At 54.9% G+C, this 11102-nt stretch carries 11 protein-coding genes; 6 read left to right on the top strand and 5 right to left on the bottom strand.

The window, feature by feature from the left end; translation table 11 throughout:
• The first annotated feature begins 36 nt into the window (after nucleotides 1-36).
• Nucleotides 37-933 (top strand): hydroxypyruvate isomerase family protein, encoded by an 897-nt coding sequence (locus tag E1J53_RS04760; RefSeq protein ID WP_134271809.1) that lies wholly within the window; start codon nucleotides 37-39, stop codon nucleotides 931-933.
• An 11-nt stretch (nucleotides 934-944) separates the two neighbouring features.
• Here E1J53_RS04760 and E1J53_RS04755 read toward each other — a convergent pair whose 3' ends face one another.
• On the bottom strand, nucleotides 945-3797 hold the full coding sequence (locus tag E1J53_RS04755) for an Npt1/Npt2 family nucleotide transporter (protein ID WP_173021362.1): 2853 nt from the start codon (nucleotides 3795-3797) through the stop codon (nucleotides 945-947).
• Nucleotides 3798-4009: 212 nt separating this feature from the next.
• Between E1J53_RS04755 and msrA the strand changes: the two genes are divergently transcribed.
• Both msrA and E1J53_RS04745 read left to right on the top strand, forming a co-directional pair.
• Nucleotides 4010-4591 carry a peptide-methionine (S)-S-oxide reductase MsrA gene (gene msrA / locus E1J53_RS04750; protein WP_134271807.1) on the top strand — a complete coding sequence of 194 codons (582 nt, stop codon included), beginning with the start codon at nucleotides 4010-4012 and terminating at the stop codon, nucleotides 4589-4591.
• Between the two features lie 37 nt (nucleotides 4592-4628).
• Nucleotides 4629-5651 (top strand): low specificity L-threonine aldolase, encoded by a 1023-nt coding sequence (locus tag E1J53_RS04745; protein ID WP_134271806.1) that lies wholly within the window; start codon nucleotides 4629-4631, stop codon nucleotides 5649-5651.
• Here E1J53_RS04745 and E1J53_RS04740 read toward each other — a convergent pair.
• The gene (locus E1J53_RS04740; RefSeq protein WP_134271805.1) at nucleotides 5648-6454 is read right to left on the bottom strand and encodes a hypothetical protein; all 807 of its coding nucleotides are present in this window, start codon (nucleotides 6452-6454) and stop codon (nucleotides 5648-5650) included. The two genes, E1J53_RS04745 and E1J53_RS04740, sit on opposite strands and share 4 nt — an antisense overlap.
• A 77-nt stretch (nucleotides 6455-6531) precedes the next feature.
• Entirely contained in the window at nucleotides 6532-7437 is a 906-nt protein-coding gene (locus E1J53_RS04735) for a nucleoside hydrolase (RefSeq protein ID WP_134271804.1), read from the bottom strand.
• Between the two features lie 105 nt (nucleotides 7438-7542).
• On the opposite strand from E1J53_RS04735, the gene E1J53_RS04730 reads away from it, so the two are divergent.
• The 3 genes from E1J53_RS04730 (at nucleotide 7543) to E1J53_RS04720 (ending at nucleotide 8772) form a co-directional block, all read left to right on the top strand.
• The gene (locus E1J53_RS04730) at nucleotides 7543-7698 is read left to right on the top strand and encodes a hypothetical protein (protein ID WP_154640136.1); all 156 of its coding nucleotides are present in this window, start codon (nucleotides 7543-7545) and stop codon (nucleotides 7696-7698) included.
• Between the two features lie 149 nt (nucleotides 7699-7847).
• Complete coding sequence (locus E1J53_RS04725; RefSeq protein WP_134271803.1) at nucleotides 7848-8075, top strand: hypothetical protein; 228 nt, start codon at nucleotides 7848-7850, stop codon at nucleotides 8073-8075.
• A gap of 10 nt (nucleotides 8076-8085) precedes the next feature.
• Nucleotides 8086-8772: a hypothetical protein gene (locus E1J53_RS04720; protein ID WP_134271802.1), complete on the top strand. Its 687-nt coding sequence runs from the start codon at nucleotides 8086-8088 to the stop codon at nucleotides 8770-8772.
• A 67-nt stretch (nucleotides 8773-8839) separates the two neighbouring features.
• Here E1J53_RS04720 and E1J53_RS04715 read toward each other — a convergent pair whose 3' ends face one another.
• On the bottom strand, nucleotides 8840-9712 hold the full coding sequence (locus E1J53_RS04715; RefSeq protein WP_134271801.1) for an alpha/beta fold hydrolase: 873 nt from the start codon (nucleotides 9710-9712) through the stop codon (nucleotides 8840-8842).
• Nucleotides 9713-9849: 137 nt separating this feature from the next.
• Nucleotides 9850-11013 (bottom strand): hypothetical protein, encoded by a 1164-nt coding sequence (locus E1J53_RS04710; RefSeq protein WP_134271800.1) that lies wholly within the window; start codon nucleotides 11011-11013, stop codon nucleotides 9850-9852.
• Between the last annotated feature and the right edge of the window lie 89 nt (nucleotides 11014-11102).

The following is an 11102-nucleotide window of genomic DNA, read 5'->3' as shown; positions in this document are numbered from 1 at the left end:
CTTCTTCTACTCTACCTTCATCCAAACTCTTCGATTATGCAACGCCGTGATGCGCTCAAGCTAACCGCTGGCCTGCCCTTTGTGGCCGCCTCCCCCTCCATCGCCTCCGTGAAGGCCGAAAAATTTACCGCTGCCTTTGCCCCCCACCATAATATGTTCAAGCATCACGCCGGAGATGATATCCTGGATCAAATCCGCTGGTCGGCGGACATGGGCTTCACCGCCTGGGAGGATAACGGCATGCCCAACCGGGACGTCGACGTGCAGAAGAAAATCGGCGAGCTGCTGGCCAAACGCGACATGCGTATGGGGGTATTTGTGGCCAACAAAATTAACTGGACCCAGCCCACCCTCACCCTCGGTGCGGGAGAACACCGGGACGCTTTTCTGCAAAGCATCAGGGAGTCCGTGGAGGTAGCCAAACGCTGCCATGCGACCTGGATGACGGTGGTGCCCGGCTTCGTCAATATGCGCCTGGAAATGGGCTACCAGACGGCCAACGTAGTGGAGACCCTCAAGCAGGGGGCCGCCATTCTGGAGCCCCACGGGCTGGTGATGGTGTTGGAGCCCCTCAACTACCGGGACCACCCCGGCCTCTTCCTGACCAAGGCCGCTCAGGCCTACGAAATCTGTAAGGCCGTGGACAGCCCGGCCTGCAAAATTCTCTTCGACATCTACCACCAGCAAATCCAGGAAGGGAACCTGATCCCGAACATCGATCTAGCCTGGGATGAAATCGCCTACTACCAGATCGGGGACAATCCGGGGCGGAAAGAACCCACCACGGGGGAAATCAACTACGGTAACGTGTTGCAGCACATTCACGACAAGGGTTTCCGCGGCATTCTGGGCATGGAACACGGGAATAGTGAGGGTGGAAAGTCCGGAGAAATGAAAGTGATCGAAGCCTACCGCATGGTGGACGTACAGTAGCCTCACCGGGGCTAGTGCTGGCGCATCAACAGCGCCTCCCGAAGCTTGATCAGTGATTCCCGACTGGCACTGGTGATGCGAGGAGACAATTTGCTTTCCTGGCTTTTCGCCCGAAGCAGCGGCAGATAGTTGGTGTCTGCCAACTGCACGATGAGGTGCAGGCTGGCCAAAATGATGCGTTCGTCGTTACCCTGTAGTGATTGCCGCAATACCCGAAACTCCTCTTTGCGCAAGGTCCGTTCGTCGGTTGCGACTACTTCATTACCCGTCTTCAGGGCGAGTTGCTGCCGCATTTCCAGCGTGGGCATCAACAGCCTTTTGTGGTTAATATTGAGCAGATTGTCCAAAAACTCCAGACCATTTAATTGGATCTTTCTGGTCTCGTCTTGCAGAGCGCGTTGTACGGGAATGATGTCGATGGGCGGATAGAGCATCCCGAGCAGACGCATAATGCGGTCAAAACCTCCCGATAGACGTTGGTTCAGCAGGTTGATCATACCCCGGCGGGATCCGATTTCGGCCTCCGAGTGCCCGAAGGAGAGCAAATCCAGATGCAGGGACAGGGCTTGTTGCAGACGGTCATAGCGACGGACCTCCGTAGTAAGCAGGTACTGCACTTTCCAGTTGGGAATGTTCCGATTGGGGAAATCCCGTTGGATGATGTTCAGTCCACGAATTGATTCCCAGCGGGTTTCGATGTCCAGGGGAACGTAACGCCGGGGAAGGTCGAGCAGCAATTCAACGGCTGCCCGGCTATCCATCCGACAAAGAATCGAGGGTAACCGGCGGATTTGTTCAATGGATAGCTTGCCCGACCTGATCATATCCGGAAGCACGCCCGTAAATCCGGCTCCGTATTGCTCCAGCGCCCCGATCACGTTTTTGCGCAGTTTGGGCCGAACGATAAGGTGCAACAGCGGAGGAATCAGATCTTCGTGGTTGGCCTCTCCGGCCGCTACGATGGCCATCCGGACCAGGTCCGGATCCTCGTGTTCCAGGCTCCGCTCAATGAAGTTCCGCCCCAACTCAAACTTGGACCAACTGCTGGCCCTCAGCAGATAGGGATACCATTGTTCCCGTTCCGGTGGGTCCATTTCATCGAGCTGGTTGATCTTTTCCCGAAGTTTCTGCTCGACCTGCCAGTCTTCGAAAATCTTGGGATTGATGGCCGCTTCGGTGACCAGCGCGACCAGTGCACTGCCGGCGATGTGGGGATCGGGCATCATTAGAAAAGGGGCACCCAGTGCCGCCACGCCGGGGTCCGTGCGGGAAAACAGGTACTCGAAGGCCGCGGCCCGGACGCTGGGGTCTTCGTCCTCGGTCAGCCACAAAATTTCGCTCAGAAAATCGGTGTGGGGCTGCAGGTACAGGTTCCGGATGACGCGGGTGCGGATGTTCGCCGAAGGGTGCTGCAGCAATTGGCGAATGGGGGCTTCGATGGCCTTTTCCGGCAGGGCATCGGATCGGTCGAGTACGTAAAGCAGCTCTTTTTCGTGGGCGCTCAGCTTTCCCTCTTCCAGTACCTTGAGGAAACTGGCCATAATCTTCCGGTGTCGGCTACGCATTCTGCTGCGCTCTTTTTTGGGTTGCAGATGCGCCAACTGCTCCCGAAAAGCATCCATGTATTCTTCCCGGATGAGCAACACGAGCACCAGCCAGATGATTACGATGATCAAAACAAACCAGCTGATCATAGTGGCCGAAACGCCAAGGGCTTTGGTCAGGAAAATCAGGGAAAGGCCACCGATGCCACCGGCAACGGTATCCACGAAAACATCGATGTAGGTTTTCACCCGCTTTTTCGTTTCCTCGTCAATGGGCAGGAACAGCATTTCGGCACTGGCACGGCTCAGGCTTTGTTTCAGGCTCCCGTCCACGGCGCGGCTGAAGGTGGCGGCACCCAGTCCCGGCACAAACAGCATGACCAGCGCACCGAGTCCCAGTCCACCCGGCAGAAACAACAGTGCGCCGCTTACGCCCACCAGATTCACCACCCGGTGGGTGAGCGTCAACTGGATGACGAGAGCAATGATGTTGAAACCCGAATACCAGAAGCCGAAGAAGGCCGCCAGCCGGTCTTCGTCGCCAAACCGTTGGGAGGCAAGGGCACTGAACTGATAGTCGACCATTTTGGCTACGATCACGCTCATGGCCACGATTCCACAGAGGAGCATCAGGTAGCGGCTCTGGAAAATCAGTTTGTGGGGTGCCGCCTTTTCCTCGGCGGTGGTTTTCCTCCGGCTCAGCTTACTACGGCGCACCTTAACAAAGCGTTGCCAGATCACGATGGTCAGCACGAGGCACAAAATCAGGAGGAGTGCAGCCAGCAGGACCAGATAACGGGCCCCGATGGGCCGGGCCAGCAGGGTCGTCAGGTAGCCGCCCGTAATTCCGCCGGCGATGGCGCCCGCCCCCACGAGGCCAAACAAACGCTTGGCCTGACGGACGTCAAACACGAAATTGGCCATCGTCCAGAATTGGCTGGCCGCCAGAACCCCGAAAATTCCGACCCATAAGTACAGGGTAATCGCTACTCCCGGCCGGAAGACCGGATACTGCATCAGGTATACGCAGATGATTAGCACGAGCTGGCAAAGCACCAGACTGGCTACCATGACCCGCAGCAGGCTATAGTACCGCAGGGCGTAGGAATACCCGGTGGCGACCACGGCGGCCACCAGTCCCGTAAGGATGAACATATAGGGTAAGCCCGCGGCAGTATATTCCGACAGGAACAACGCACTGGCCGTCGGCTTAACGATCAGCAGTACGGCAATGATCAGGAAAATCAGCGCCTGCAAAAACAAGATCGCCCCCCATTCTCCGGGACGAGCTCGAAAGATATGCGTCAAGATTTTTTGCACCTGGGGCTGGTTAGAAGGCAGTTATGGCCCCGGATCAGGAAACCGGAGTAAATGGGAAGAATAAAGGTAGGCAACATTGGGCGACAAAAACCGTAGTTGAACCAAAACTCTGGGGCTCCGCATAAAACTATTCTCGCCCTCGGGGGATTTACCAAGAGCTCCCGTGTTCTCCCCTTTCCGGGAAGCAACACATCAATAAAAACTCCCCGATCATGGCACATTTTGCAGAAGTTGTAAAAGCAGTTGACAATACCCCAAACCACGAAACCATCATCCTCGGTGGAGGGTGTTTTTGGTGCGTTGAGGCGGTTTACGTTGAGCTCCAGGGCATCAAACGAGTGGTCAGTGGCTATTCCGGTGGAGACGAGGCGACCGCAAACTACGAGGCCGTCTGCTCCAAAACCACCGATCACGTAGAAGTTGTTCTGGTGGAATTCGATCCTTCCGTCATTTCAACCCGGGAAGTCATCGAGGTGTTCTTCGCCACCCACGATCCGACTACGCCCAACCGACAGGGCAACGATAAGGGGCCACAGTATCGGAGCGCCATCTTCTACACGACGGAAGCACAAAAGGAAATTGCCGAAGACGTTATGGCCAATATCGTACCGAACCTCTACGATGCTCCGGCGGTGACGGAGTTGCATCCGCACGAGGTTTTCTACGCCGCCGAAGACTACCATCAGGATTACTACAACAAGGTGGGCAACCGCAACTCCTACTGTACCTTCGTCATCACCCCGAAGGTGAGCAAATTTCGTAAGCAGTTTTCCGGCAAATTGAAGCAGGCTTGATCAGCTTTACTACCTTACCGTTGATTCAAACTCAAGCATGCAAGTAAACCTGACTTCCGATACGGCCACCCGGCCTACGCCCGAAATGCTCCAGGCCATGTTCGCCGCCACCGTCGGCGATGACGTCTTCCGCCAGGATCCCACCGTGAATACCCTGGAAGAGTTTGCCGCCAACCTCTTTGGTATGGAAGCCGCCCTGTTTTGTCCCTCCGGCACCATGACCAATCAATTGGCCATTAAGTGCCATACCCAGGCCCTCGACGAGGTAATTTGTGAAGAAAAGAGTCACATTTTCCAGTACGAAGGCGGGGTGTACAGCATGATTTCCAGCGTATCGCTCAATCTGATCCAGGGGGAACGCGGAAAAATTCTTCCCGGTCAGGTAGCCGCGGCGGTGAAACCCCGCTACGACTGGCTTCCGATCAGTCGGTTGCTGGTCCTTGAGAACACCTGTAACAAAGGCGGTGGCAGTATTTATCGGCTCCCGGAGGCCCGGGAACTCGTAAAAGAAGCCAGGGAGCATGGCCTGGCCGCCCACCTGGATGGTGCCCGGCTGTTCAATGCGCTGGTGGAAACCGGTGAAAGTCCCGCCGACTGGGGGGCAACCTTCGACACCATTTCCATCTGCCTGAGCAAGGGCCTCGGGGCTCCCGTGGGGAGTCTGCTGTTGGGGCCCCAGGAGTTGATTGATCGGGCCCGTCGCTACCGCAAGGTGATCGGCGGCGGCATGCGGCAGGCGGGTTACCTCGCCGCGGCCGGGCACTTCGCCCTGCAGCACCACGTAGACCGGCTGGCCGAAGACAATGCGCGCGCCAGACGACTGGCCGCCACCCTCGAACGGATGCCCTACGTCAAGGCCGTAGAGCGGGCCGAGACCAACATCTGTATCTTCCACCTGGCCGGTGATCGTCAGGCCAGCGATTTCCTGGACCAACTGGCGGAACGGGGCATTCAGGCCGTCCCCTTCGGACCGCAGACCGTCCGCTTCACCACCCACCTCGACGTCACCGAACCCATGATTGATTACGTGCTCGAAACCCTGACCTCACTTGAAGATTAACGGAGGTGGCTCAGGACGGCATTCAGCTTGTTCTTGTTCCGGCCCCAGTCAAATACGGTCGTCGGCAGCTGGGCGTCCACGATGATGTGTATTCGGGTGCGCGCCCGGTCAATGGGGGTAAGAAAGAACAGTAGTTTTTCGCCGAAGGAAGTAATGAAATTAGCCGGGGAACTGGCGGTAAGTTGTCCCCCCGTCCGGTCGGCCGTTTCCATCTTGAAGCCGGCCTGTTTGGTGGCTTCCAGGCACATCTGGTAGGTTTTCCCGTAGCCGTGCCGCAGTTCGATCACGGTTTCTTTTTTACTGGGGGAGCCACCGTAGGTCACGTCCCCAAAAAATCCGAGCTTGCCCTCTGCGGCGGCGGAAGCCGTAGAGAAGTTTGGCTCCGTTTCCGCAGCATCATCACTGGGGTCGGCAGCAGTTGGTGGGGGGCGACGCTCCCGAGTTCCGCTAGGCTCGTCGGGATCGTCGATTCTTGGTAGAATGCGACGATGCGCAGGTGCCGGGTTCTCCTGCGCCTGCGGCGCAGGCGTGGCAGCAGACGAATCCGTACGGCGATTTTCTACTCCCTGAAGGATACCGATCAGCGAATGGGAAATCTGGTTCTTCGCCAGACTGGCATCGTCCAGCGCAATGATGGCGTCCTGGGTGTTCCTTTCCAGTTCCCGGAATCGACGGGCCAGTTTGATCACCTGCATGAAGGAAGGATGATCCATGGGAAGGGTGTCCTGCAATTTCTCAATTGCCTCGTCCAGCTTGTCGTCGGCGATGAGGTCAAAGAGTTCCCTTTTCAGTTGCTTATCCATGAATACTGCGCATCAATTCGGGTAGGAAATTAAGGCATTCCGCTGATTAGGAACAAAATATCCCCGGGTACAATTGATTATTCATTCGCAAAATAGGCCAGTAGCGTACGAAAGAAATCTTCCCGCATGCGGTCGTCCTGAATGCTTCGGTAATAATGTACCTCCCGGCTCCCCCGCTCCTTGGAGGTGGTGATTTTGACTTTCTCCGCCCATTCCGGATGAATAATGGCTTCCACCAGGGCAACGTCCCACAAAATACGGGACAGCCGCCCTCCCCCCAGGTGCTGGAACCATCGATACAGTAGATAATCAAACACCTCGTGTTTACCGGCAAGTCTTTCCTTCGTCTCCGCGTAGGTCATATCAAAGGCTACCGCCACGTTATTGGGGATGATGTGCGTCTCAACGGGGGTATGCAGGATTATGTCCACCGCCTGGATGTCCATTACGCTGTTAAAATCGGTATTTTTCATGGTCCCCTCCCCGAAATCGTAAGACGATCCCAGCCAGTACAGGCGAACCTTAGGAGCAATATCCGGCGCATCGAGGAGGGCCGAAGCCACGTTGGTCAGCGCACCCAGGGCCACCACGTTTAATTTTTCTCCTTCGGGCATCTTCCGGGCCTCCTCCACGATAAAGTTGGAGGCCGGTGAGGTTTGGGATTTGTTTCCCCAGTCGAATAGCCGGGCGGTCGCTCCGCGGTACGTCGGCACCCGATCCTTCTCCTGGACGTAAGCCATCAGTACCTGATTCAGTCGATGACTGTTTTCCATCGAATTGGGCACCTCCCGCCAGTGGGTGATTTGCCACTGGGTCGCATTGACGCCAAGTAGGTCCCAGCCAGGCTCAATCAGGACCCTGACGATGGCGTAAAGGTCGTCTACTTCGTTACCGGTGTCCGCATCCAGAATGAACTTTGGGTTTCCCTGGGCAAATAATTGTCCGGTAAGGAAAAGGAAGAGAAGTATAAATCGATGCTGCATGGCTACTGATTAGCGCAATAAATGAGGTGTACACTCCTATGGACGCACGAAAAAGTGACTTCTCCCCCATTTGCACGTCAAAAGGGTGTACTTCAACGTATAACCATGAAAGCCGCCTTCTTTTCTTTGTGGATAATCCTCGTGGCCATCGGCATCGCCCAGAGCGACAATCCGGAGGTGGAATTGGACACCACGCCCAAGCAGGAATTGATGGAGCAGACTTCCCCTCAGGAGGACGCCACCCTTGACCTTGAATTCTAGGTCAATCGACCTCGTCATTTTTCAAATGTAGTACCACCCCAACGTCCATTTCGCTCGCCACAATAGGCTTAGCTTTTGCAAAGCTAGTTTGGATAGGATTAACTTTCCTTCACGCTTTTGAACAGAAAAACTCACTAATTCAACCAACAATGAAGTTTCACTCACTCTTTTCCCTCGTGGTTTTTGCCCTGCTGTGGGTAGGCTGCGGCGGAGGCACCTCCGCCGAAGAAGCCCAGCTTCAGGAGGAGATCACCGAACTGGAGTCCATGGCCACGTCTCTCGACAGCACCGCGGCCACCCTGGACGCCGACGTGGATTCCCTCGAGATGGCCCTCAAGGAGCTCGAAGGCCTATTCTCCGATCAGGAAAATCAATAAATCAAGCATCATGAAACTTACGCATCAAATCAAGCTTACGGCACTATTTCTTCTGTTGGCCGTTTTCAGCTCTCCCCTCATGGCCCAGGGCCAGGGAAAAGGAAAAGAAAAAAAGGCTGAGCGCACCGAAGAACGCGCCCAGGTAGGCGCTGAGCGAGCCGCAGAAGCCCGCCAGAAAGGAAAAGACAAAGCCGAGGAAGCCCGTCAGAAGGGACAGGATAAAGCTGAAGAAGCTAAGGCCAAGGCGGAAGAACAGCGTCAGAAGGCAGAAGACAAAGCCGAAGAAGCCCGTCAAAAGGGACAGGACAAGGCCGAGGAAGCAAGGTCAGAAGCCGAAGAAGCAAGGTCGGAAGCTGAAGCAGTAGCCGAAGAAGCCCGCCAGAAAGGAAATGCCTACGGCAAAAACAAGGGGGAGCTGAGTGGCCGTGAATTCGGAGCCGAACGGGCCGCTGCCGCAAAAATGCAGGTACAGGAGAAAAAAGAGGTCGTCAAGGATAAGGTAAGGGAAGGTGAAGCCGCCCAGAGCCGTGCCGAGGTAGCCCTCGCCCAAGCTAAGGAGCAACTCCAAAAGGAGAAAGAAGAAGGTAAGCTTTCCGAAGAGGCCATTGCCAAAAGAGAGGCCGCCATCAAAAAGGTGGAAGCCCGGTTGGAGGCCCTGAAAAAGAGCGTGGAAGCCACCGAAACAAAAGAAGGATAATCCTTTAAGCGCTCCATTCGGTAAAAAGGGCTCTGGCAATCGTTGTCAGGGCCCTTTTTATGTTTCGTTAGCTTATTGTCTCATGAAAACCCTTAATGAGTTGGCCTACCGCTTCGGGTCGCTCAACGTGGGGGTAATGCCCCACCGGCAGTCGAAAAACCTTTGCGTCTGGAATGAGCTCCTCGTAGCGATCCGCAGCGTGTCCTCCGGAAACCGGATCGAGCACCCCGTTGATGAGACAGTGCGGCACGATGTGCCGCCGGAGTGGCCCCACCCATCGCTCCCGGTGCGTGACTCTTTCCCTCATGTAGTGAATCAGTTTGGGGAGCATTCGTCGTCCGTTATTCTCGATCAGTAGTTGCCAGCTTCCCCGGAGAAAACTTTCCCCCGGCGGGGTTTGCCGTCCGAAAACGTTTTTCATATTCCGACGGAAGGTTCGTTCCGTACTCAGCTGGGCTACCCATGGCCCCAGTGGAGACAGGAGTAATTGTTGAATCAGCCGCGGACGGTGGGTTTCGGGAAAGATGCCACCGTTGAGAAAAACGCAACTGCGGATGGTCATCCCCAGACTTCCCTCCTCAAAGCGCGCCAGTAATTCCTGGGCCACCGTGTCCCCCAAATCGTGGGCCAGGATCCGAAACTCTTTGATTCCCAGCGATTCGCACAAGCCTACCAGAACATCTGCCTGCAGCATCACGGTGATGGTTCCGGGCTTTTCTGACCGTCCCAGTCCCAGCAAATCGGCAGCAATTACGTCGTGCGTTGCGGTCAATTCCCGCCACAGAGGGGCGAAATCCCAGGAGGAAGTAGGGAAGCCGTGGATGCAGAGTAAGGGGATTCCTGCACCCTCTCGTCGATAGAAAACCCGATGGTTCAGAATTTCGGTCTCATGTCCCTGTCGGTACCATTCTTCCAGTTCCGGCGCCACGTATTCTTCCATCCGGGTAAAGTAGGGGAATCTGGCTGGTTAAGCTATGGTTAGTGGACAATTGGAACGGAAAACTCCTCATTTTTCCGCAGATGGAGGCTTTGTCCGGTCAGTTGATCCAACCATATATCCATTTATTCGACTCGATTTCATCGTACTGCCCGACTTCTTTTCAATAAATCAACGATGCCAGAACTATCCTCGAAACGCAGCACCCTGAGGGAAATATGGTCTTGGGTGTAAAGACGAACCCCTCCAATCTTTCCAATGTCCGGAAGTTCATGGCTCAGCGTCCGGCGCTGATCATGGTAATTCACCACCAGCTGTTTTCCCCGTTTTTGGATGGAAATGTCTACCCATACATCAGCGGGAAACGCCAAATAGGATAAATCCTCCGTCTCTCCGTTCACAACCTCTCCCCCCAAATACATGCTGAAGTATCCAGAACAGCCAAGTTGGCCTGATTGGAAGCGGTACACGTCTTCACTTCCTACAATGGCGATCCCGATACCGTGACAAGGAGATTCTACGCGGGCTTTGGACAGTTTGATTCGGGCCATAAAGGAAAAGGTATCCCGAGATACGGGAGGACTCGGCAGTAAATTCAATAATTCAGTATACACGACGGAGGCTTCCTCTCGGTAGGCGAAGTAAGACGGGGAAAAATCAAACCGATTGTCGTCAATATGCCAATACTCTCCCGGAAGACGATAGAATTCATCCTGTCCGTCCGCTAAAGCGTATACCTGAAACCCCTCGCTGGGCAAATACAGATTATACCGCTTGACTACCCTTCCATCCGCAATTAATTTGGCGTTGAAATAACCGGGACTCAGGTAAGTGGCGGTTACCAGACTATCGGTAATACTGAGCACCTTCCTTCTGCTATCGTCCCAGGATTGCTGGAGCTCTAGGGTGTCCACCTGCTGCCCCCCCAGGTCATACCGGAAAACAACCGTATTGGGAATACCGTAGGCAACTTTACTGACCGAAAATTCAATTTGATCGGGGTCGATATCGGGTTTGGGGATTTCGGAAACGCCAAAGCCGCTCCCCAAAAGAACACCAATAATCAAGCAAAAAATAATTCCTCCGCCAAGGAGCAAGGGTATTCGGGAAAGCCCAATGATTTGCCTCTTCGTGGGTGCTTCCTCTTCTTCAAGGGGAACGGTTCTCCAGTGGTCGTATCCGACAAACTGGGCGAGAATGTTCAGGGTGGTAACGCTTGGTTGATTATCGCCAGTCGTACGTCCCCAGGTCCGCTTCAGTGTGGAAACACTCAACCGCTCACCGGTTTCTTCCAAGATCAGCAAACTGAGCTTTTCAAAATCCCTACTACTCCATTCAGTACTTCGTCCCCAACCCAATTTGACTTCAATCCTGGAAATCAAGGTATTTACCA

It is taken from the genome of Lewinella sp. W8, from assembly GCF_004375085.3.
Classification (GTDB): Bacteria; Bacteroidota; Bacteroidia; order Chitinophagales; family Saprospiraceae; genus Neolewinella.
This window is presented reverse-complemented; position numbering and strand designations above follow the sequence as displayed.